This window comes from Bradyrhizobium sp. WYCCWR15520, from assembly GCF_056174665.1.
The window spans coordinates 73156-95658 of the sequence record NZ_JBWBWM010000001.1; the positions used below are offsets into that span (position 1 = coordinate 73156).

23 protein-coding genes are annotated in these 22503 nt (G+C 64.6%); 14 read left to right on the top strand and 9 right to left on the bottom strand.

The window, feature by feature from the left end; translation table 11 throughout:
• Window positions 1–20: 20 nt before the first annotated feature.
• Window positions 21–401 (bottom strand): preprotein translocase subunit SecG, encoded by a 381-nt coding sequence (secG, locus tag AC0QUY_RS00355; RefSeq protein ID WP_161854834.1) that lies wholly within the window; start codon window positions 399–401, stop codon window positions 21–23.
• Window positions 402–628: 227 nt separating this feature from the next.
• Here secG and AC0QUY_RS00360 point away from each other — a divergent pair, with 227 nt between their 5' ends.
• Genes AC0QUY_RS00360 through AC0QUY_RS00370 form a run of 3 tightly spaced genes read left to right on the top strand, consistent with a single transcriptional unit; the run spans window position 629 to window position 2096 of the window.
• Window positions 629–1195 (top strand): helix-turn-helix domain-containing protein, encoded by a 567-nt coding sequence (locus AC0QUY_RS00360; RefSeq protein WP_475385320.1) that lies wholly within the window; start codon window positions 629–631, stop codon window positions 1193–1195.
• Between the two features lie 7 nt (window positions 1196–1202).
• Window positions 1203–1541: a hypothetical protein gene (locus tag AC0QUY_RS00365; RefSeq protein WP_475385321.1), complete on the top strand. Its 339-nt coding sequence runs from the start codon at window positions 1203–1205 to the stop codon at window positions 1539–1541.
• Between the two features lie 21 nt (window positions 1542–1562).
• On the top strand, window positions 1563–2096 hold the full coding sequence (locus AC0QUY_RS00370; protein WP_475385322.1) for an N-acetyltransferase family protein: 534 nt from the start codon (window positions 1563–1565) through the stop codon (window positions 2094–2096).
• A gap of 4 nt (window positions 2097–2100) precedes the next feature.
• Here the strand turns inward: AC0QUY_RS00370 and tpiA are convergent, their stop codons facing one another.
• Complete coding sequence (tpiA, locus tag AC0QUY_RS00375; RefSeq protein WP_475385323.1) at window positions 2101–2853, bottom strand: triose-phosphate isomerase; 753 nt, start codon at window positions 2851–2853, stop codon at window positions 2101–2103.
• Window positions 2854–3114: 261 nt separating this feature from the next.
• Between tpiA and AC0QUY_RS00380 the strand changes: the two genes are divergently transcribed.
• The 6 genes from AC0QUY_RS00380 to AC0QUY_RS00405 all read left to right on the top strand — a co-directional run bounded on the left by AC0QUY_RS00380 (window position 3115) and on the right by AC0QUY_RS00405 (window position 10794).
• A complete protein-coding gene (locus AC0QUY_RS00380; RefSeq protein ID WP_475385324.1) occupies window positions 3115–5016 on the top strand; it encodes a peptidylprolyl isomerase in 1902 nt (633 codons plus the stop codon).
• Between the two features lie 64 nt (window positions 5017–5080).
• A complete protein-coding gene (gene trpD, locus AC0QUY_RS00385; RefSeq protein WP_475385325.1) occupies window positions 5081–6094 on the top strand; it encodes an anthranilate phosphoribosyltransferase in 1014 nt (337 codons plus the stop codon).
• A gap of 18 nt (window positions 6095–6112) precedes the next feature.
• Window positions 6113–6934 carry an indole-3-glycerol phosphate synthase TrpC gene (gene trpC, locus AC0QUY_RS00390; protein WP_475385326.1) on the top strand — a complete coding sequence of 274 codons (822 nt, stop codon included), beginning with the start codon at window positions 6113–6115 and terminating at the stop codon, window positions 6932–6934.
• Window positions 6935–6937: 3 nt separating this feature from the next.
• Entirely contained in the window at window positions 6938–7438 is a 501-nt protein-coding gene (gene moaC / locus AC0QUY_RS00395) for a cyclic pyranopterin monophosphate synthase MoaC (protein ID WP_475385327.1), read from the top strand.
• A 108-nt stretch (window positions 7439–7546) separates the two neighbouring features.
• Window positions 7547–7807, top strand: a complete 261-nt coding sequence (locus AC0QUY_RS00400; RefSeq protein ID WP_475385328.1) for a hypothetical protein — start codon at window positions 7547–7549, stop codon at window positions 7805–7807.
• 254 nt (window positions 7808–8061) lie between these two features.
• A complete protein-coding gene (locus AC0QUY_RS00405) occupies window positions 8062–10794 on the top strand; it encodes a bifunctional diguanylate cyclase/phosphodiesterase (protein WP_475385329.1) in 2733 nt (910 codons plus the stop codon).
• Window positions 10795–11631: 837 nt separating this feature from the next.
• Here the strand turns inward: AC0QUY_RS00405 and AC0QUY_RS00410 are convergent.
• The 6 genes from AC0QUY_RS00410 to AC0QUY_RS00435 form a co-directional block, all read right to left on the bottom strand.
• On the bottom strand, window positions 11632–11904 hold the full coding sequence (locus AC0QUY_RS00410; protein ID WP_475385330.1) for a hypothetical protein: 273 nt from the start codon (window positions 11902–11904) through the stop codon (window positions 11632–11634).
• Between the two features lie 46 nt (window positions 11905–11950).
• Complete coding sequence (locus AC0QUY_RS00415; protein ID WP_475385331.1) at window positions 11951–12166, bottom strand: hypothetical protein; 216 nt, start codon at window positions 12164–12166, stop codon at window positions 11951–11953.
• Between the two features lie 210 nt (window positions 12167–12376).
• Window positions 12377–13540 (bottom strand): hypothetical protein, encoded by a 1164-nt coding sequence (locus tag AC0QUY_RS00420; protein ID WP_475385332.1) that lies wholly within the window; start codon window positions 13538–13540, stop codon window positions 12377–12379.
• A 221-nt stretch (window positions 13541–13761) separates the two neighbouring features.
• Window positions 13762–15096 (bottom strand): S41 family peptidase, encoded by a 1335-nt coding sequence (locus tag AC0QUY_RS00425; RefSeq protein WP_475385333.1) that lies wholly within the window; start codon window positions 15094–15096, stop codon window positions 13762–13764.
• Window positions 15097–15274: 178 nt separating this feature from the next.
• Window positions 15275–15436 carry a hypothetical protein gene (locus AC0QUY_RS00430; RefSeq protein WP_475385334.1) on the bottom strand — a complete coding sequence of 54 codons (162 nt, stop codon included), beginning with the start codon at window positions 15434–15436 and terminating at the stop codon, window positions 15275–15277.
• Between the two features lie 249 nt (window positions 15437–15685).
• Window positions 15686–15997, bottom strand: a complete 312-nt coding sequence (locus tag AC0QUY_RS00435) for a hypothetical protein (protein WP_475385335.1) — start codon at window positions 15995–15997, stop codon at window positions 15686–15688.
• A 125-nt stretch (window positions 15998–16122) separates the two neighbouring features.
• Here AC0QUY_RS00435 and AC0QUY_RS00440 point away from each other — a divergent pair, with 125 nt between their 5' ends.
• The 5 genes from AC0QUY_RS00440 to AC0QUY_RS00460 all read left to right on the top strand — a co-directional run bounded on the left by AC0QUY_RS00440 (window position 16123) and on the right by AC0QUY_RS00460 (window position 19868).
• Window positions 16123–16749, top strand: coding sequence for an HAD family hydrolase (locus AC0QUY_RS00440; RefSeq protein ID WP_161854850.1), 627 nt, complete (start codon window positions 16123–16125; stop codon window positions 16747–16749).
• A 26-nt stretch (window positions 16750–16775) separates the two neighbouring features.
• Window positions 16776–17987, top strand: coding sequence for a molybdopterin molybdotransferase MoeA (locus AC0QUY_RS00445; RefSeq protein ID WP_475385336.1), 1212 nt, complete (start codon window positions 16776–16778; stop codon window positions 17985–17987).
• Between the two features lie 207 nt (window positions 17988–18194).
• Window positions 18195–18896 carry a transcriptional repressor LexA gene (gene lexA / locus AC0QUY_RS00450; protein WP_057838115.1) on the top strand — a complete coding sequence of 234 codons (702 nt, stop codon included), beginning with the start codon at window positions 18195–18197 and terminating at the stop codon, window positions 18894–18896.
• Between the two features lie 228 nt (window positions 18897–19124).
• The gene (locus tag AC0QUY_RS00455; protein ID WP_057838114.1) at window positions 19125–19547 is read left to right on the top strand and encodes a hypothetical protein; all 423 of its coding nucleotides are present in this window, start codon (window positions 19125–19127) and stop codon (window positions 19545–19547) included.
• Between the two features lie 84 nt (window positions 19548–19631).
• Window positions 19632–19868 carry a hypothetical protein gene (locus AC0QUY_RS00460; protein ID WP_161854853.1) on the top strand — a complete coding sequence of 79 codons (237 nt, stop codon included), beginning with the start codon at window positions 19632–19634 and terminating at the stop codon, window positions 19866–19868.
• A gap of 7 nt (window positions 19869–19875) precedes the next feature.
• Here the strand turns inward: AC0QUY_RS00460 and AC0QUY_RS00465 are convergent, their stop codons facing one another.
• The gene (locus AC0QUY_RS00465; protein WP_475385337.1) at window positions 19876–22170 is read right to left on the bottom strand and encodes a ComEC/Rec2 family competence protein; all 2295 of its coding nucleotides are present in this window, start codon (window positions 22168–22170) and stop codon (window positions 19876–19878) included.
• Window positions 22171–22503: the final 333 nt, after the last annotated feature.

Genomic DNA, 22503 nt, shown 5'->3' on the forward strand with positions numbered 1-22503 from the left:
TCCTGCATGGCCACCCTGCTTTATTGCGAACGCGGTGCCTGCGGGCCCGACGGTGCCTGCTGTTCATCCACCTTCTTGAGCGTATCGAGCACGCCACCGGAAGTCGGCGGAGCAACCGGCGTTGCGCCACCCGGCTGGGACTGAGTCGCCGGCGAGGTGCCGAGAATCGATGCCGGCTTGCGATCGACGCCTGCGAGCCAGGCCAGCGTCATGCTGGTCAGAAAGAAAAGCCCCGCCAGAATCGCGGTCGTCCGCGTCAACAGATTGGCGGTGCCGCGGCTCGACATGAAGCCGGCGCCGCCGCCCATGCCGAGGCCGCCGCCTTCGGATTTCTGCAGCAGCACGGCGCCGATCAACACGGCGACGATCATGAGGTGAACGACGATAATGACGGTCTGCATCTTAAAAACCTTCCGTCACAAGCGAAGAGCGCCGGGCTTCGGCTGCACCAAGAGCTTGCGGGTTTTCCTGAAGTTGCGCGGTGTTACACGATCGGACGGGGCATTGTCACCCCCAACCGCCGCCGTGGAGATAATTGCCGCAGGCGCTGCGGCAAGGCTGTCCACATATCCCGCCGGGCACTTCTGATCAGGCTTGAGCTCGCCGCAATTTCTCATATAATAGACGAATGGACACTATAGTAGACGATCTGAGCATCCGCCTCGCCCAGCGCCTGCGGCTTGAGCGCGACAGCCGCGGCTGGTCGCTGGCCGATCTAGCCGAACGCTCCGGGGTGTCCAAAGCCACCATCAGCAAGATCGAGCGCGCCGAGGTCAGCCCGACCGCGGTGGTGCTGGTCCGGCTCGCCAGCGCCTTCGATCTCACGCTCGCAGGCCTGATGCTGCGTGCCGAAGGCCAAGGCGGGCGTCTTTCGCGCGCCGCCGAGCAGCCGGTGTGGCGCGATCCCGAGACCGGTTATTTGCGCCAGCAAGTATTCAACCGGCCCGATCACCCCATCGAGATCATCAAGGTCGAGATGCCTGCAAAGCAGCGCGTGACGCTGCCCGCTTCGTCCTACGCCCACATCCGTCAGGTGCTCTGGGTGTTGTCGGGCGCGCTCGTCCTAATCGATGGCGGCGAGCGCCACGAACTCGGCGCCGGCGACTGCCTCGGATTCGGTCCGCCGGCGGAAGTGACGTTTGCCAACGAGAGCGCCGCGCCTTGCACCTACGTCGTCGCTCTTGCGCGGAGCTAGGCTTGCGATGGCGGAGGTCGATATAAGAAGTTTTCCGGACGACCTCGCCGCCCCCGCCGGCCACAATCGCGGCCCGCCGCTTGAGGAGGAGCACACGCCGGAATGGGGCAACGGCGGAATCGGCAATTACTTCTACTGGAAGGCGGCGCATCACGCGGCCTGGAAAAACCCTTCGCCCGGCATTGTCACCTTTCGGATCAGAAAAGCCGAACGGCTGGGGCTGACTTACGAAGAATACACGCTCGAAATTCTCGAACGCGGCCGTCACCTGCAAGTCGAGGATGTCGAGCGGATTGCAGAGATCAAGCGGACGCGTGTCTTGCGCATCGCCAATCATCGAAGCTGAACGTCGCGGAAACTCATCCTCATGTCGAACATCAAGATCAAAGCCTTGAAACCGTCGCCCGAAGTTTGCGCGGCGCTTGGTGAAATACTGATCGAGACGGTGGCGAATGGCGGCTCGGTCAGCTTCATGCATCCGCTGTCACGGGAAACGGCTGAAACGTTCTGGTCCAATTCGCTGAGCGCTGCGGACCGCGGCGAGCGGATCGTCCTCGGCGCCTTTGACGGCGACGAGCTGATCGGTACCGTCACGCTGCTGCTCGATCTGCCGCCGAACCAGCCGCACCGGGCCGACATCGCGAAGATGATGACGCGCGTCAGTCACCGCCACCGCGGGATCGCGACGGCACTGCTGCGCGAGGCGGAGCGGCTGGCGATCGCACGCGGGCGCTGGCTGCTCGTGCTCGACACTGCCGAGGACGAGGGCGCGGCGGGATTGTATGAGCGCGTAGGCTTCAGGCTGACCGGCGTGATTCCGGACTACGCACTCAAGCCCCACGGCGGCCTCACCGGCACGCTGATCTACTGGAAGAAGCTGCAGGAAGGCGTGCCAGCCTGAGGAGTTAGCAAGCCTCCGCGATCGCCAGGAAATCCGTCGCCTTCAGGCTGGCGCCACCGACCAGCGCGCCGTTGACATCGGTGACCGCCATCAACTCCGCTGCGTTGGAGGGCTTGACCGACCCGCCGTAGAGAATCCGGATCTTGCCACCTTCCGCCTTAAATCGGCTGGTGAGAACACCGCGAATAAAGCGATGAACCTGCTCGACATCTTTTGGCGTCGGCGTCAGCCCGGTCCCGATCGCCCAAACCGGCTCATAGGCGACCACCAGATTGGCCGCCGTCGCACCATCCGGCAATGAGCCCGCGAGCTGCCCGCCGCAGATATCCAGTGTCTGGCCGGCATCGCGCTGCTTCTGCGTCTCCCCGATACAGACGATTGCCACAAGGCCCGCCCGCCAGGCCGCGTCCGCCTTCTGCCGGACCACCGCATCGCTCTCGCCATGGTCGGCGCGCCGCTCCGAATGGCCGACAATGATGGCGCTGGCGCCGGCATCCGCCAGCATTTCCGCCGAGAGATCGCCGGTATGGGCGCCCGTGGCCTTGGCGTGGCAATCCTGAGCACCGACAGCGAGCTTTGAGCCGAGCGCTTTGTCGGCGAAACCGGCGATCAGGGTCGCCGGGGGGCAGACCAGCAGGTCGGCCTTGCCGGCCAATGCACCCGCGCCCGCAATCATTGCCTCGAATTCACCCAAGGCGGATTTCAGGCCGTTCATTTTCCAGTTGCCGGCGATCAGCGGCCGGATGGCTTCGGTCATGTCAATTTCCCGCAAAAATGTCAGACTTTGTGGCTTGCAGATGCGCTAGCAGAGGCGCGCCGTCAGTTCCAGATACCGGTCAGACGATCTCCCGACCGTTAACCGCTTCAATTGGCCCATATGGCCGAGGTTGCGAGGGGGCTGCGGCCACTTTATGATGCTTTATCAACTCGGTGACGCCCTGTTGCGGAATTCGGTCCCGGATCGAATTCCCTTGGGCACGACCCGGTTCCCCTCTCCTGCAAAAAACAAGTTGGACCCATGCTTCGAGGAATTCGGAAAGCCTCATCAAACTGGCTCGGCAAGATTGTCATGGCCACCGTGATGGGCGTTTTGATTGTCAGTTTCGCAGTTTGGGGCATTGCCGACATCTTCAAGGGATTTGGCCAGTCGTCGCTCGCCAAGGTTGGCGGGACCGAGATTTCGACCGACCAATTCCGCCAGATCTACACCGAAAAGCTGCAGCAACTCGGCCGCACGTTCGGCCGTCCGCTGACCACCGAACAGGCCCGCGCGTTCGGCATCGACCGGCAGGTTCTGCAACAGACCATCGCCGAAGCCGCGCTGGATGAGGAAGCCCGGCGGATGGGGCTCGCCCAGTCGCAGGATGAGACCATGCGGCTGATCTACAACGACCCGAATTTCAAGGGATTGGGCGGCAAGTTCGATCCGGCACGCTTCCAGGCCACTATCCGCCAGTTCGGATACACCGAGCAGCGCTATCTCAACGAACAGCGGCGCGTCGGACTGCGCCGCCAGATCGCCGGCACCGTCTCGGCTGGCCTCGAGCCGCCGAAGGTCCTGATCGAGGCGCTCGCCCGCTTCCAGAACGAACAGCGCTCGATCGAGTTCGTCAAACTCGACGCCGCGCAGGCGGGCACCATCGACCCGCCCTCACCCGAGGCCCTGGCCGCCTATTTCGAGGACCGCAAGACCCAGTTCCGCGCCCCCGAATATCGCAAACTGTCCTTTGTCGTGATCAGCCCGGAAGAGATCGGCAAATGGATCGAGATTTCCGACGAGGACGCGAAGAAGGTCTTCGAGCAGCGCCGCGACCAGCTCGGCACGCCGGAAAAGCGCGAAGTGTCGCAGATGTTTTTTCCGAACGAAGGCGAAGCGCAGGCCGCGCGCAGCCGCATCACGTCGGGAACGTCGTTCGACGACGTCGCCAAGGAGCGCAATCTCAACCTGGCCGACGTCGATCTCGGCCTGATCGCAAAGACCGCGATCATCGATCCGGCGATTGCGGATGCGGCGTTTTCGCTTGCATCGGGCGAAGTCAGCCAGCCGGTGCAGGGCCGTTTCGGCGTGGCGCTGGTCAAGGTCGGCAAGATCGAGCCGGGCACAACGCCGACTTTTGAAAGCGTGGCGGCGCAAGTGAAGAAGGAGATCGCGACCGAACGCGCGCGCGTCAAGGTCAACGAGATCCAGAACAAGATGGAAGACGAGCGCAGCGGCGGCGCCAACATCGTCGAGGCCGCGCAGAAGCTCGGCCTGAGCCCGGTCACGATCGAAGCCGTCGACCGCTCCGGCCGCACGCCCGACGGCCAGCCGGTGGCTAACATTCCGCGCGGTCTCGACGTGGTCTCACAGGCTTTCAACAGCGATATCGGCGTCGACAGCGAACCGATCCAGTTTGCCGGCGGCTATGTCTGGTACGACGTGCTCGGCATCACGCCCTCGCGCGAGCGGCCGCTCGACGAGGTCCGCAGCCAGGTCGAGGCGAAATGGCGCGAGGACCAGATTTCGAACCGGCTGCGCGCGAAGGCGACCGAGATGGTCCAGAAGGTCGAGCAAGGCGGCGCGCTTGCCGAGGTCGCGGCTTCGGTCGGATCAAAGGTCGAGACTGCTGCCGGCTTCCGCCGCGACGCCTCGCTTTCCGGCGTACCCTCCGCCGTCATCACGGCTGCATTCCGGACGCCCAAGGACGGCGTCGGGCAGACGCCGGGCGCCGGCGGCAGCGAGTGGATCGTCTTCCGCGTCACCGACGTGACCGTGCCGCCGATCGACGTCGCCTCGGACGAACTGAAGAAGCTCAAGGAGACGCTGCAACGCGGGATGAACGACGAACAGGTCGCGCAATACATCACGAAGATCGAATCGATAATCGGCACCTCCATCAACCAGGCCGCCTTCGCGCAGGTGACGGGCGCTAACAACTGAGCACGATCGGCCTCGGGAAGGCCGGTCGCACTCCACGACGACACCCAATCCTGAAAGCCAAGCGATGGACGACCTCAAATCTATCATCGGAAAAGTCGCCACCGGCGCCACGCTGTCGCGTGACGAAGCGGCCTCCGCCTTCGACGCCATGATGTCCGGCGAGGCGACGCCCTCGCAGATGGGCGGCCTATTGATGGCGCTCAGGGTCCGCGGTGAAACCGTCGACGAGATCACCGGCGCAGTGTCGGCGATGCGCGGCAAGATGCTGCGGGTCAAGGCGCCCGCGGATGCGGTCGACGTGGTCGGCACCGGCGGCGACGGCTCCGGTTCGGTCAACGTCTCGACTTGCGCTTCCTTCATCGTCGCAGGCGTCGGCGTGCCTGTCGCCAAGCATGGCAACCGCGCGCTGTCCTCGCGCTCGGGCGCGGCCGACGTGCTGGCTTCGCTTGGCGTCAAGATCGACCTCACGCCCGACCAGGTCGGCCGCTGCGTGGCCGAGGCCGGCATCGGCTTCATGTTCGCGCCCGCGCACCACCCGGCCATGAAGAACGTCGGCCCGACCCGGGTCGAGCTCGCCACCCGCACGATCTTCAACCTGCTCGGCCCGCTCTCCAACCCGGCCGGCGTCAAGCGGCAGATGGTCGGCGTATTCTCCCGGCAATGGGTTCAGCCTCTGGCGCAGGTGCTGAAAAACCTCGGCTCCGAATCCGTCTGGGTCGTGCACGGCTCCGACGGGCTCGACGAGATTACCCTCACCGGCCCGAGCTTTGTGGCGAGCCTCGACAACGGCAAGATCACCACCTTCGAGATCAAGCCGGAAGATGCCGGCCTCGTCTGTTGCAACACCGACGCGCTCAGGGGCGGTGACGCCGACGCCAATGCCGAGGCGCTGCAAGGCGTCCTCAACGGCAAGCCCAGCCCCTATCGCGACGTCGCGCTGCTGAACGCCGCGGCGGCGCTGATCGTGGCCGGGCGCGCCAGGGATTTGAAAGAAGGCGTGGCGCTCGGCGCCAAGTCGATCGACAGTGGTGCGGCAGCGGCGCGGCTGAAGCACCTGGTCGCAGTCTCGCGCGGCTGATCCGGGGGGCGGGAAGAGATGTCCGATATCCTGACCAAGATCGAGACCTACAAGCGCGAAGAGATTGCCGCGGCCAAGCGCGCGCATCCGCTTGCCGAGATCGAGGCCCGCGCCAGGACCGCGCCGCCGCCGCGCGGTTTTGTGCGCGCAATCCGCGACAAGCTCGCCGGCGGCGACTATGCGCTGATTGCCGAAGTGAAGAAGGCTTCGCCGTCCAAGGGACTCATTCGCGCCGATTTCGATCCGCCGGTACTGGCAAAAGCCTACGAGGCCGGTGGCGCGGCGTGCCTCTCCGTGTTGACGGATGCGCCCTCGTTCCAGGGCCATCTCGATTTCATGGTGGCTGCGCGCGCGGCAACCAACTTGCCGGTGCTGCGCAAGGATTTCCTGTTCGACACCTACCAGGTGGTGGAAGCCCGCGCCCATGGCGCGGACTGCGTCCTGATCATCATGGCCGCGCTCGACGACGCCGCGGCCAAGGATATCGAGGACGCGGCGATTGCGCTCGGCATGGACGTGCTGATCGAAATCCATGACCACGCTGAGCTTGATCGCGCGCTAAAACTTCGCTCGCCGATGATCGGCGTCAACAACCGTAACCTGCGCACCTTCGAGACCACGCTGGCGACCAGCGAGGCGCTGGCGCCGCTGATCCCGCCCGACCGCCTGATGGTCGGCGAGAGCGGCATCTTCACGCCTGACGATCTTGCCCGCCTCGAGCGCGTCGGCATGTCGACCTTCCTGGTCGGCGAAAGCCTGATGCGGCAGGCCGATGTGACCTCTGCGACACGTGCGCTGTTGACGCGCGTCACCACACCGCGTGCGACCGGGACCGGCTGAGAGATGGCGCGGAAGGCTTCCAAAGGCGGCGCCCTCACCCATATTGATGCGTCGGGCGAAGCGCGGATGGTCGACGTCTCGGACAAGGCCGCAACCGAGCGCACGGCGGTGGCCGAAGGGCGCGTCGTCATGGCCAAGGCGACGCTTGACCTGATTGTTTCCGGCAATGCCAAGAAGGGTGACGTGCTGGGCACGGCGCGCATCGCCGGCATCATGGCGGCCAAGCGCACGTCGGAACTGATCCCGCTGTGCCACCCGCTGGCGCTGTCCAAGGTGACGCTCGACATCACGCCCGACAAAAAACTGCCCGGCTGCATCGTCCGCGCCACGGTCAAGGTCACCGGTCCGACCGGGGTGGAGATGGAAGCGCTGACGGCGGTGTCGGTCGCGTGTCTGACGATCTACGACATGATCAAGGCGGTCGAGCGCGGCGTTCGCATCGAAGGCATCCATCTCGTCGAGAAGATCGGCGGCAAGTCCGGCCATTATCGCGCGGAGCGCTGAGCCGGGCGACGGTTTTACCCTTGTCACGCGCGTGTGACCGGCGCTGCGGGGAATGCCTTCCAAGCCGGCGGGGTTGTTCGCTTCGGGACCTTCACGAGGAGGAATCCGATGTCGAGATACAGGCTTGTGGGCGCGGCGGCTGCGTTGGCCGTGATGACGGCACCCGCCAAGACACCTGCCATGGCACAACAGGTCATGGGCGAACCCGGCTATTGCGCGTTCTACTATCCGAACGCCAATTGCCAGAACAAGGGTCCCGGCAATCCATATACCGACCCGCGGCGGTTCAGCCAGGGATATGTCGCGCCGGACGGCACTCAAGCCGTCGTTGTGAAGAAGCGGACGCGCACGTCCGCGACACGCATGTAACGTCCCCGCAAATCTCGCCATCGAGCGGAGGATCGGTCATTTCCGGTCCACCGCTTCTGCGCGAACAGCTCGGCCGGTTCCATCGTCACGGGATGGTTCCCTGTGGTTGCCGGATTGCCGCTTCGCCACTCGGCTAACCCTTCATTAACCAGGCTTGCTAACGTCAATTCCATCTCGGCGCGATATCGACGTCATGGGTCGGGATTGGGAGAACGCCGCTTCCGGCTGTTCATTCCCGGCAGCGATCGTGTTCCATGGCTTCAACCGGCACCGCACGATTCAGGATCACGTCCGCCTTTCGCGGCGGCCCGATCCGCTGGCTGATCTTCGGCGGCTTGCTCCTGATCGCCACCATTGCGATCGGCGCGACCGTCATGGCCGGGAATTTCCGCGAGCGCGCACTGCGCAACAGCGAGCGCGAGCTGGAAAACACCGTGCTGCTGCTGGCCCGCCATTTCGACCAGCAGCTCGAAGATTTTCAGGTCGTCCAGAAAGACCTGATCGCCTTCATGCGCTCCAGCGGGATCGCCACGCCCGAGAACTACAAGCCGCGGATGTCCGGCCACGACATTCATCTGATGCTGAAATCCAAGATCGACGCGGTGTCCTATGTCGGTGGCATCAACGTCTTCGACGCCGACGGCAATCTGATCAACGCCTCGGTCGCCTGGCCGCCACCATCGGTCAACTCGGCGGACCGCGCTTTCTTCAGAACCTTCAAGTCCAGCCCGCAATCGCCGGATATGCTCATGGAGCCGGTCTACAGCCGCGTCACGGGCGCCTGGACCACCGTGATCGCCCGCAAGGTGATGGGACCGAACGGCGAATTCCTCGGCGTCATCGGCCGAGGCATCGAACCCATCAATTTCGAAAGATTCTTCGCCACCGTGACGCTCGGACCTGGCGCCTCCATCACCATGCTGCACAGCGACGGCACGCTGCTCGCCCGTTACCCGCATGTGGCTGACATGATCGGCCAGAACTTGAAGACCGGTCCGGCCTCCCAGCGGCAGATCTTCGAGCTGCCCCGCAGCACCTCGCGCCTCACCAGCCCGATCGACGGCGAGGACCGGCTGATCTCGTCCCGCGCGCTGACGAATTTCCCGATCGTGATCGTCGCCTCGACCACGATGTCGGCCGCGCTCGCCGACTGGCGCGAACAGATCGGCATCCTGGTCACGGTCACCGGATTGTCCGTGCTGGCGATCGCCGCCCTGCTGTTCCTTGTCGTGCGCAAGCTTTACCATCAGCACCGCGCGTCGAAGCAGCGGCTGACGCTGGAAAAGCAGCGTCTCGACACCGCCGTCAACAACATGACGCAAGGTCTGCTGCTGTTCGATTCGAAGCAGCATCTCGTCATCTGCAACAAGCGATATCTCGAAATGTACGGCCTGTCGGCCGAAATCGTGAAGCCGGGCTGCAGCTTCCGCGAGGTGATCGCCCACCGCAAGGACACCGGATCGTTCGTCGGCGACATCGATCATTACGTCGAGGTGGTGCTGCGCGACGTCGCAAACCGTAACGCCATGGTGATCTCGACGCCCGACGGGCGTTCGATCCAGGTCGTCAACGAGCCGGTTGCGGACGGCGGATGGCTGGCGACGCATGAAGACATCACCGAGCGGCGGCGCGCCGAGGAACGCATTACCCACCTCGCCCATTACGACGCGCTGACCGAGCTGCCGAACCGCACGCTGTTCCACGAACGGCTCAAGCGCGAATTGTCCTTTGCCGCGCCGAACCGGCCGTTGGCGGTGCTCTATATCGACATCGACGAATTCAAGAGCGTCAACGATTCGCTCGGCCACATGATCGGCGACGAGCTCCTGAAGTCGGTCGGTACCAGCCTCGCTGCTTGCGTGCGGAAATCCGATTTTGTCGCCCGGCTCGGCGGCGACGAGTTCGCCATTGTGCAGACCGGGATCGAAGACACCGACGACGTGATGAAGCTCGTCAGCCGCATCTTTGAGGCGATCCGCGCACCCTATCAATGCCTCGGCCATCAGGTGACTACCGACGCCAGCATCGGTATTGCGCTGGCACCGCAGGACGGCTCCGATATCGACCAGATCCTGAAGAATGCGGATCTGGCGATGTACGCCGCCAAGGCCGCCGGCCGCCGCACCTATCGCTTCTTCGAACCTGATATGGAAGCCGAGGTTCGCGCCCGCCGCAGCCTGGAAATGGACCTGCGAAAGGCGCTGGTCGACGGCGGCTTCGAGGTCTATTACCAGCCCTGCCTCGGTCTGCAGACCAACGCAGTCACCGGCTGCGAGGCGCTGGTGCGCTGGCGCCATCCGCAACGCGGCATGATTTCGCCGGCCGAGTTCGTGCCGCTCGCCGAGGACACCGGCCTGATCAACCAGCTCGGCGAATGGGTGCTGACCACCGCTTGCAAGGAAGCAGTGAGCTGGCCCGACAATGTCAGGCTTGCGGTCAACGTCTCGCCGATCCAATTCAAGAGCGGCACGCTGGCGCTGAAGGTGATGGCGGCGCTGGCTGCATCGGGCCTCGCCGCCGACCGGCTGGAGCTCGAGATCACCGAGGCGGTCCTTATCAGGGATGACGAGGCGGCGCTCGCCGTCCTTCACGACCTCCGCGCCATCGGGGTCCGCATCGCGCTCGACGATTTCGGCACCGGCTATTCCTCGCTGAGCTATCTGCAGCGTTTTCCGTTCGACAAGATCAAGATCGACCGCTGCTTCATCACCGACATTGCCGAGCCGGAAGGTTCGATCTCTATCGTTCAGGCGGTGGTCAACATCGCCGCCGATCGCCACATGACGACAACAGCCGAAGGCGTCGAGACCGAAGCGCAGCGCGAATTGCTGCGCGAACTCGGCTGCTCGGAAATTCAGGGCTACCTGTTCAGCCCGCCGAAGCCGGCGGCGGAGCTGAGGCCGCTGTTGCTGGCGGATCGGGAGCGGCCGGGCGAGGCGTCGACGAGCCGGGCTCGCAAGCGCAAGCCGGTTGCGCGCACAGCGTAACGTTACGACACTGCCTGCCACCGTCATTGCGAGCCATCGGGCCGCGACCCGTTGGCTCGCAATGACGTGGAGACACATGTTCGCATTCTCGCAGCATGATTTGCCCGAGTTGTACTGTATCGTTTCGCCCCAGAAGTGAGAGGGCGCAGGGAATGCCGGGTGCTTTGCTGCACCCGCGGTCCCGTGTGCAAATGCACTTAAGGAAATGCGCACACGAGCATACAGGTACAGCCGGAGCATCCCGGCATTCCCTGCGCAGTGGGTTTACGGCTTATGCCGCGCTCTCCCTGGAGACGAATTCCTCTTGCCTCCATCGCCGGCGGATTGACGGCTCGCAGTGGCCCGGTTGGGCATTGCAAACCTCCGCCGGTTTAACGCCAGCCACGGGCGCCAGGACCACACGGTTTTGCCGTACGCAGCTTCCCCTGCCAAAGACTTCGACCAGACAGTGCGCGCCGGCCGAAATTCTGACGGAGGCGTTTAAGCGCCGTTCATCTGCGCGATGTGTTCGCTCACGGAAACCGCCCTGCAAACACCTTTCGCGCCGACGCTGCCGCGTCCACCGCAACCCGTCCCAACGTCAGTGACGATGGCCAACGCCCCTCTCTCGGAACGGGATGGCCGGATTTGTAGTGGTGATTTGGGGCGGGCGAGAAGTGGATTATTTTTGCGTGCGGGGCTGGACGGGGCAAATCACCTTGAAGTTGCTGCGGAAAATCGCACAATCGCGCACGGCAAAAGCCTCCGACCGTCCACTAGTCCAGGCCCTGTCGCGTTTTAAACGACGCTGGCGCCCGCGTCGAACCGACGAGAATTGAATGCAGTGTCACCGTAACCCTAGACCGAATTAGCTTCGTTCTTCAGTTGCGCAGAGCGCTCTTCCGCCGTCTTAACGGCCGACTCAATGGCATTGAGCGACATCTCAGTGGGATGTTTTCGAAGGATATCCAAACCAAGGGAGATGCCCGCGAGAGCCTGGAGCGATGTGGCGTTGGCCGTCATGTCAAGCAGCAACTCCAAGGCGCGTTCTGGTGAGGCAACGCGCGCAATGAAGTCGCCTATCGCGAATGCCAAATTTTCGTCGGCCAAATGACCGAAGCGGTTTGCCAAGCAACCGAAGAAACGTTCCAGCTGACTTTCCGACAGTTTCTCTCGATCAATTATAAAGTGCCAAGATCAGCTCATCCAAGCCTGGTCGCCTTGTCACGACAGGATCTAAGAGCACGCGACAGATGAAGTCCACGTGCTCTTCCGAAACGAATTCGGCGGTCAAAAGCGAATCCCCAAACTCACGAGCGACTGCCTGCCCAACCTGCAGCGACTGAAGCTGTGTCGCAGCACCCAACCGACGGTATGCGAGTTCGAAATCCAACGGAACCTCCCTCCGGAATCGCCGCATTTCCCGGAATGGTCCACCAAGCGGCGGGAGCAATGAAGGAAGCATCCTCGGTCAACGGCTTTCCAGATCGGCAAACGAACTCACTACCTCGCCAATTTTGTAGTACGCCTTGCGATTCGACCTTTCCCACCCCGCCGGCGCGCGCTTGTCGGCGGGCTTTCTTATCAAAGAGCAAGTAACTTGCTAGAGCCGCGCCTTCTGCGCGAGCGGCACCCGAAACGTCCTGAAGCCTTCGATATCGGGAAACCCCTCGGCTGCTTCGCGCGAAGCCAGTGTCAGGACCGCGGCCGGGACTTCGCCGCTGATCAGGCGGTCGATCGCGCCTCGCGTTCCCTCGCTGAACTGGACTTCGGCGGCGCCCGCCGCCATGAACGCGGCGCTGACACGGCCGCTGGACGCGGATTGCTTCTCCTCGATTGCGATGTTCTTGTTGTTGAGGTCGGACAATGAACCGATCTCTGGACGTGCGAGGACAAGCGCGACCAGATTGTCCGGCTCGTCCGGCGATGCGGATGTCGTCTTTGCGGTGTCTTGGACCGGCTCTATTTCCGGATTGTCCAAATTGCTGGCCGCTTCCCGGCCCGTTCCGATGGCCGTGACGAGGTCGGCCCTTCCCGTCGCTTCCACCAGCTGCTGCTGCAGGGTTCGTGTCGCGGGAGCGCCGGCGACCGCGGCAGGCGTTGCGGGGGGAGCCGCGGCGAGTTCGAGCGTGGCCGGCGGCGGCAGGGTGACCTCGGATTTGGCTTCCGACTTGGCCTCGGTCTTAGCTTCAGACTTCGCCTCAGACTCGGGCTCGGGCTTCACCTCAGACTTCACTTCAGACTTCACCTCAGATTTGGGAGCCTCCGCGGGCTGTGACGCGGCGATGGCGGCTGGCTGGCTGGGCGCCGGCTTCTGAGGGATTTCCACTTTGCGCTCCGGCGTCTGGCCGCCGGCGACGGCCTTTTCGCGGGGCACGGGCGGCGTAGCCGATGGAATATTCTTGCCGGTCGCGGCGAGACTGGGAGCTGCCTTTTTGGCATTCGACGGCTTGGACTTCGATGCCGCCATGTGACTACGCGGCGCGGAGCGGGACGCCGGCGCGGCCTGCCTTGTCACGCGCGCGGAACTGGCGTGGTCCGGTCCGACCGGGTCCGCCTCAACCGGAACGACGACATCAGTCTCGCGTCCCCCGTGCTGCCGGGCGGACAAGGCCCGATCGGACCAGGCCATGTAGGATTGGCACGCGCGATTGCACGGCAGCCCGTCGATATAAACGATGTCGGGCGAATCCAGCGGATTGGCCTGCAGGGCTCCGCTTGGACAAAGGGAAAAAATCAGGGCCAGCAAGGTCCACTTTTTCGACATGACCACTCCATTCAACGCGCCTGGTTTGCCGCGAGGTACGATTGGATGGAGATGAGGTTTCAAAAAAGTGGTCGTGTTCCGGATCGCCACGCGCCAATATCTCGGCGGCACGAAGTAGCCAGCATGAGCGCAGCGATATACGGGACGATCAACCCGGATATCGCTTCGCTGGGCTACGAGCGCGCAAATTGCTTGCGGCAATGACGCGGTGGGTTCTGAACCTAGTTCGGCACCGCGCGCTTCGCAGCGGTCACCGCGTTCGCGTTCACGCTGCCGCCGCGCAAAAGGTTGAAGGCGGCGTTCAGCGCCTTGTCGTCCTTTTCGTTCGGCGGGACGTAGGCCTGCGAGCCGGCCTGCTCGGCGCCGTCGGCGGCGAGATGGCCGCGCATCGAGGCTTCGCCTTTCAAATCGGCGCGGCCCTTGAGTTCATCCGGCACGTCCTGCAGCACCTCGATGTCAGGCGCGATGCCCTGGGCCTGGATCGAGCGGCCGGACGGCGTGAAGTAGCGCGCCGTGGTCAGTGCGAGTGCGCCATTGCCTGATCCGAGCGGGATGATGGTCTGCACCGAGCCCTTGCCGAAGGAGCGCGTGCCGATCAGCGTGGCGCGCTTGTGGTCGCGCAGTGCGCCGGCCACGATCTCGGAGGCGGAAGCCGAGCCGCCATTGATCAGCACGACCAGCGGCTTGCCCTTGGTGATGTCGCCGCCGCGCGCGGTAAAGCGCTGGGTTTCCTCCGAGGTGCGGCCGCGGGTCGAGACCACCTCGCCCCGGTTCATGAAGGCGCTCGACACCGAAACGGCCTGGTCGAGCAACCCGCCGGGATTATTGCGGAGGTCGACGACATAGCCAGCGAGTTTTTCCGGCGGAATTTCCTTGGAGATGCTGGCGATCGCCTTCTTCAGGCCGTCGGTGGTCTGCTCGTTGAATCGGGTGATCCTGATGTAGCCGATATCGCCGCCGTCGGTCTTGTGGCGGACCGGCCGCACCCGGATGATCTCGCGCACGATGGCGACATCGATCGGCGCGGCGGAACCCTTGCGCACGACCTTGAGCCGGATCTTGCTGTTGGCGGGGCCCTTCATCCGGGCGACCGCCTGTTCGAGCGTCATGCCCTGAATCTGCTCGTCGTCGATCTGGGTGATCACGTCGCCCGACAGCATGCCGGCTTTCGCCGCGGGCGTCTCGTCGATCGGCGTCACCACCTTGACGAGGCCCTCTTCCATCGTGACCTCGATGCCGAGCCCGCCGAACTCGCCATGCGTGGTCTCCTGCATGTCGCTCCAGCCTTTCTCATTCATGTATCGCGAATGAGGATCGAGCGCGGAGATCATGCCGTTGATGGCGCCTTCCATCAGCTTGGAATCGTCAGGCTTCTCGACGTAGCTGGTCTTGATCCGCTCGAACACGTTGCCGAACAGATTGAGCTGGTTATAGGTGTCGGAACGGGCCGCGGCCTTTGCCGCCGCGACCAGATTTGTCCCCTGCGGTCCGACCACGAGAACGGTCAGACACGCGCCCGTCACGGTGCCGAGAAGAAAAGCAAGATTCCTGCGCATCGTGGGGCGTCCCTCTATCTCTACGGACGCCCACCATCCCTTGTGAATCGGCGCCCCTGTCCCGGCCCCGCCAACTCACAATGGCTTTTTGGTCGGATCAAGGCACGCCGGCCCAGGGCAATACGGTCGTTTACAGGTGTGTCGTTTGCGTTCAGGCGGGCTTACGGATTTGAGATCGCTACGAATTCGAGGCCGCTTGATCGGCCTCCCGCAGGCCGTTTTGCCAGGTGGAGGGCCGGGTTCCAAAGCCGCGCTTGGCGCGGGTGCCGAGCCAATAGCCGAATTGCGGGGGAACGTTGCGGAACGGGCCCTCGACGCCGAGTTTGAGCGCGGCGTCCATCGGCCAGTTGGGATTGTTGAGGATTTCCCGCCCGACCGCGATCAGATCGGCCTGGCCATCGCGCAGCGTTCATCAGATGCCAGTCAGTCGGAAAGCCCTTCTCGGCCGAATATTGATGCATCGGCGGCACCACGATGCGGTTCTTTAAGCTGACGCCGCGGATCGTCATCGGGGAAAACAGCAGCGTCTCCGTCTTGCCTGCCTGCCTCGCGGACATCATTGTCCCGGCACGGCGCCGGGATGTGTCTTCTACTTTGCGCTGGTGCCGGTTTTGGTATCGGCGGACTTGGCCTTCGGTTTCGCTGCCGCCTTGTCGGCCTTTGGTGCGCTGTTGTCGCCGCGCATGGTTCCCCAGGGATCGCTGCCCTTCTGTTGTTCCGGAATATTGCCAAGCGACCGCTTGTAGGCCCGCTCGGCGTCCTTCTCGGCCGCGATCTCCGCCCCCGTCTTGGGCTTGTCCTCCTCGCCATATCTGGCGGGACCTTTTTGTTGGGCCAAGGCGGGCCCTGCCAGCAACGAGACCACGGCCGCAGCGCCCAAAATTCTACCCAGGATTTTCATGCCACCACTCCCTGTTTGACCCCACGCTTAGCACAGCTCGCGCAGCGGCTTAAGCGCCGGATTGGGCTCGGACGCAAATCGCCGTGGCCGTTGCCGAGGCCGGTCCAGTTTTGTAAACGACTGCCATGAATTTGCCGCCAGCGCCCCATTCCGTCGACGCCTTGCTGTTCGACCTCGGCCGTGTCGTGCTCGATATCAGCTTTGATCAGGTAATGACCTGCTGGGCGGGGCATGCGGGCTGCGCGCCCGCCGACCTCACCAGCCGCTTCGTCGTCAACGACAGTTTCAAGCATCACGAGACCGGCCGGATCGACGACGCCGCGTTCTTTGCGAACCTGCGGCAATCGCTCGGCATCGGCATTACCGACGCCCAGTTCCTCGAAGGCTGGAACGCGATCTTCACCGGCGAGATGCCGGGCATCGCACCGCTGTTGGCCGGCGCGGCCAAGCGCCTGCCGCTTTATGCCTTTTCCAACACCAATCCGGCTCATGTCGCGCATTTTTCGCAGGCCTATGCCGGCGTGCTCGGCCATTTCCGCGAGATCTTCCTGTCCTCCAGCATCGGTTTGCGCAAACCCGACGCGGAGGCCTATGATCACGTGATAAAGGCGATCGGCGTGCCGGCGTCGCGGATTCTGTTCTTCGACGACTCGGCCGCCAATATCGAAGGTGCGCGGGCGCGCGGCCTTTCTGCCATCCACGTGACATCGACGGATGACGTGGCCAGGGCACTGACTGCGCTTGGAATCTAGCGCTGGAATTTGACGGAGGTCTGCCCGTGGCCTTGATGCCTGTCGCCGATGCGCTTGCTGCGATCCTTGCCGGCGCTATAGCGCTGCCCGAAGAAATGGTGGCCCTCGATGCCGCACATCATCGCATCCTCGCCCGCGACGTCGCCGCGCGGCGGACGCAGCCGCCGCTGGCGATGTCGGCAATGGACGGCTATGCGGTGCGTGCGGCTGATGCCGCCGACGCCAGCGCGCGGCTGAAGGTGATCGGCGAGGTCGCCGCCGGCCGGCCGTTCGAGCGCAAGGTCGGCCAGGGCGAGGCGGTACGGATATTCACCGGCGGCGTGATCCCCGACGGCGCCGACGCCGTCATCATCCAGGAAGACACGGCAGCCGACGGCGATCATATCACCATCACGGAAGCCGCCGTTCGGGGACGGCACATCCGTGCCGCCGGCGTCGACTTTCGCGAGGGTGACGTCCTGCTCAAACGCAGACGCCGCCTCTCTGACCGCGACCTGTCGCTCGCCGCCGGCATGAACTATCCGGAGCTAGCGGTGCAACGCCGCCCGAAGGTCGCTGTGCTCGCGACCGGCGACGAGCTGGTGATGCCGGGGGCAAGCCCCGGTCCTGGCCAGATCGTCTATTCCAACGGCTATGGCCTGCGGGCGCTGGCGCGGGCCGAGGGGGCCGACGTCGTCGATCTCGGCATCGCCGCCGACACTGTCGCCGCGACCACGCAAGGCATCCGCCGCGCCCGCGAGGCTGGCGCGGACATCCTGATCACCATGGGCGGCGCCTCGGTCGGGGACCACGACCTCGTCAAGCACTCGCTGGAGGCCGAGGGCGTCGCCATGGCGTTCTGGCGGATCGCGATGCGGCCGGGCAAGCCGATGATGCACGGGCGGCTCGGCGCGATGCGGGTGATCGGCCTGCCCGGCAATCCTGTCTCCTCCTATGTCTGCGGCTTCCTGTTTCTGGTGCCGCTGATTCGCGCATTGTCGGGCCGCGACCACGTTCATCACGTCAGAGAAAGCGCCCTGCTCGGCCGCGACCTCGCCGCCAACGACCAGCGCGAGGACTATCTACGCGCACGCCTCGAAGCGCGCGAAGACGGCACGCTGGTCGCCGTGCCGGTGAACCATCAGGACTCTTCGCTATTGGGGAATCTCGCTGCGGCACAGGCATTAGTGATACGTCCGCCGTTCGCGCCGGCGGCCGCCAAGGGGGCGCCTTGCGAGCTGCTGCGGCTGCCGGAATGACGCCCCAAGACGCGCCTCAAGACACGTCTTGGACAGAAACCCTGACGCGTTCACCTGAAATTAAGTGGTTGCGGAACACATATCGAACATATAGTGTCCGTTCATGATTTGTTTCGACTGCTGGTGTCTCTGCCTGGGATTTGGGGACTCCCGCCATCCGAGCGCTGAAGATTCGAAACGACGACGCCAACCGGGGGATTGCTCGCGATGCTTACGCGCAAACAGTACGAACTTCTGCGTTTCATCAATGAACGGCTGAAAGAGGCTGGCGTACCGCCCTCCTTCGACGAAATGAAGGACGCGCTCGACCTGCGCTCGAAATCCGGAATCCACCGCCTCATTACGGCGCTGGAGGAGCGCGGCTTCATCCGCCGGCTGCCCAACCGCGCCCGCGCCATCGAGGTCATCAAGCTGCCGGAGCTTGCGGCTGCCGGCAACGGCCGCCGCGGCTTCACGCCGAGCGTCATTGAAGGCACGCTCGGCAAGCGCACGGTGAGCGTGCCCGCCGCCGAGGATGACGGCAATCGCCCGGTCGCGGTGCCCGTGATGGGCCGGATCGCCGCCGGTACGCCGATCGAGGCGCTGCAGACTCGCAGCCACACCATCAGCGTGCCGCCCGACATGCTCGGCTCCGGCGAGCACTACGCGCTCGAAGTACGCGGCGATTCCATGGTCGAGGCCGGCATCCTCGACGGCGACATGGCGCTGATCCAGCGCAACGAGACCGCCGACACCGGCGACATCGTGGTGGCACTGATCGACGAGGAGGAAGCTACGCTAAAACGCTTCCGCCGCCGCGGCGCCTCGATCGCGCTGGAGCCCGCCAACGCCGCCTATGAAGTCCGCATCCTGCCGCCGAACCGGGTCCGGATTCAGGGCAAGCTGATCGGCCTTTACCGCAAATACTGACCGGTGTGCCGTCCGTGGACATGACGGAAAAGAGCCCCGGCCCTTCGCCGGGGTTTTTTGTTGAACGATTGGAACCAAGGCACGTTAGCGCGTTTGTGAATGTGGCGCAGCGCGCCAGTCGCAGAATTGCCCAGAAAAAAGAAAAGGCTCTGCGCCATGTCCACTCTGATAGGGGCCTGTGCCTCCTTGAAGACACGGGTCAGCTATCTCAAATGAGGGAGCCATCCGATGTGTGACTATAGCCTGCATGCTGTGGCTACCCGGCCTGCCCAGGTCGGCGAGACGCTGATCACCACGACGTTCCGCGGTACATCGACCCGCGGCTTTGCGTCGGAACGCGAACCAGCAGTGGCGGTCTGCATGCTTCCCGGCACCGAACTGGCGTTCGCCGAGGACGTCAAATACGACAACCGCTGGATCTGGACGCGAACCACCGACTGGCGGGTCGGCAAATTCAATCAGATCGAACCCGAAGTCGCCGACCGTCATCATGACGCGATCGAATTTCCTGATGGAAGCCATGTGCTGGTGACGCAGCTTTGCGAAGGCCAGCGCGCAACCGTGCTGCAATTGCCGGTGGTTCAGACCGGTGGCGAGCGCGCACCGAAGGTGACGGAAGCACGTCCGGCCGCTTCGATCGTGACCGGATAGACGCCACGTGGATGCGATCCGCCGGTCCAGGCCGGCGGATCATGGTGATGCGTTTTTCAAAATTCGGCACCGAGGGGGCAACCGGTGGTCAACAAAGTCACATGGCAAAGGGCTGGACGCGTCACCGAGCCCGGACGTTACATGTTCAGATATGGCTGGCTCACCATCACGGCCGAAGACCTCGCGATCTGGCAGCAATTCCCCGAAGCGTCTTTCACGCTGGTCAACCTGCCGTCATCCCCCGACGCGCCGGAGGAATTCCACCTCGGCGCGTTCGAGATACCGGCCCATCCGTCCAGCCCCCCAATCGACGAGCATTGAAATCCGCCTACTCTTCCGCCTGAAGGTCCGCCTCGGCTGGCGTCGCATCGACGGCGCGAGGCGGCACGACGCGCGGGGCCAGAACGTTGGCGTCGACCTCTCCCGCGTCGGCAACGGCCGGCGACCAGGGGCGGTCGATCCCTCGCGGCTTCACCGCCTCGACGACAAATCCCTCGCGGCCTCGTCGCAGCGTCATGGCGCCCTGCCGCCGCAGCCGCTCGGCATCGATCACGGAAGCCGCGCAGGAAGCGGGCGCCTGCCGCAGGGTCACAATGAGCGCCGCGCGCTCGCAGTCGTCCGCCAGCGCCTCGGGCCTGAACGCCTGCGCGACCAGGCCGCCGCCGACGGACGGCATCACGCAGCCGAATTCATCGCAGGAGACGCCTGACGTGAGCGATGCATCGGTTGCCGTGCGCGCGTCGGCATCCGCCGCCAGCCACTCCTTCAGCAGGAAGACGTCCCGGGACCCCTTGGCCGCGTGCATCAGATGCAGCCTCCCATCCTGGCCGCGGACGCCGACATGGCGGCCGTCGGCGGAGATCAGGATATCCGGCTGCGGCGCCCTCGCCGCCCACAATGCCGCCGCCAGCACCAGCGCCGCGCCCGACCAGCGCAGCGGCGTGCGCAACAGGCCGAGCAGGATGATGCCGAGGCTCGCCGCGATCAGCGGGCCGATGCCGAACGCCGGCACCCGGCCGACCGCGCCGGGCAGCGCTGCGACCCATTGCGTCACCGCGATCATCCAGTCGATGCCGACGCCCATGATCGCCCAGAACGGGCGATCGAACCCGAATGGCATCGCGACGAGGCCGAGCAGGCCTGCCGGCATCACCAGCGCCGACACCACCGGCATCGCCGCGAGATTGGCGAGCACGCCATAGGGCGTGACCCGGTGGAAGTGGAAGGCGGCGTAGGGCGTGGTCGCGAGCCCCGCCACCAGCGAGGCCAGCAACAGCATGGCGATCTCGCGGCCGCCCCACAGCGCCGCGCGGGCGGTTGCGGTATGATCGGCGGTCGCGAACAGGCGCGGCATGCCGATCTGCACCAGCGCCACCAGCCCGAGCGTCGCCGCAAACGACATCTGGAAACTCGGATGCACCAGCGCTTCCGGCGCGACCGTCAGCACGATCAGGGCGGCGACCGCGAGCGTGCGAAACGTGATCGCGCGGCGATCGACAATGACGGCGATGAGCACCACGGCCGTCATGAAGAACGAGCGCTGCGTCGCGACCTCGGCGCCCGACAGCAACAGATAAAACGCGGCGGCGACGAGCGCGGCCGCGGCCGACCATTTCTTGATGGCATAGCCGACCGTGAGCACAGGGAACAGGGCGAGCAGCGCCCGCACGGCAAAGAACACGACGCCGGCTACGACGGCCATGTGGTAGCCGGAGATCGACAGCACGTGGCCGAGGCCGGAGATGAACATCGCATCGTTCACCGGCGGCGAGATCGCATCGCGCCGCCCGGTCAACAACGCGGTGGCAATGGCGCGCTGGTCGCCTTCCAGCGTGGTCCTGATCCGCGCATCGATCGTGTCGCGCAGACCCTGCATGAACGCCGAATAGCGCAGGCGCAGCCCGCCGGCTTCCGGCGGCTCGGTAGTCTTGATCGCGCCCATCACGAAGCCGGAGGCGCCGATGCCGGCGAAAAACATGTCGCGGCTGAAATCGTAGCTGCCCGGCCGCACCGGCGAAAGCGGCGGCAACAGCCGCGCCTTCAGCTCGACAAAGCTGCCGACCGGCGGCGCCGTCCCCTTCTTCACCGACAGCCGCACGCGCTCGAGTCTTGTTTGTCCCCGCGCGCTTTCCATGGTGACCACGCGAAGCACAAAACGGTCGGTGCGCTCGCGGATGTCACGCGTCTCGACAAAACCGGTCAGCGAGACCGAAAACATCGGCCGCGCCAGCACGCCATGCGCGACCCGCGCGGTCTTCCAGGTCGCGATCGCAAAGCCCGCCGCGACGGCTGCGATCATGACCGCGACCGGAAAGAATTTTTGCCGCCGCAACAGCACCGCCGCCGCGCACAGGGCGATCGCCACGACGGCGGCCGCCGACAGCAACGGCTCATGATCGGCGGCGAAGTAGAATGCGATCCCGGTCCCGAACGCCACCGGCACCCAGGGCAGCAACCGCCCGGCACCAGCCTCCGCGCGCGCCCAGGCGCGCAGGGCCTCGATCAGCGGCGGCCAGAATGCCGGACGCGATGGCAGAACGCCGCCGGCCGCTACTGCGGCGCGCGGCGGCCAGGTGCCGGTATAGCCCCGCTTCCGGCCCGACGTGTCGCCCTGCTCCGCCACGCGTGCTTACACCCTACGATCTCGTGGAGACCGCAAGACTACCGGACGCTGTATTCGGACGGCTAGCAGAACGGATGCAGAATCCTGAAAGAGCGGGGACCCGCGAAGCTCCGGGCCCCCCAACCGGCCGACGCCCGAAAAGGCAATTCATCCACGTGGAAAACCACCGTTAAGTCAGGCCAACTGCATTTTCCGACTCGGCAGACCGTGCTCTCTAGATCGAGGCTGGTGGCGGGGTACGAGGTGAGCCAGTTTTACTGCACGCTTCTGCTTGTGACGGCTCTGATGCTCACGGCATGCTTCGGAGTAGCGGCTTGGCGCCTCTCCGATGAC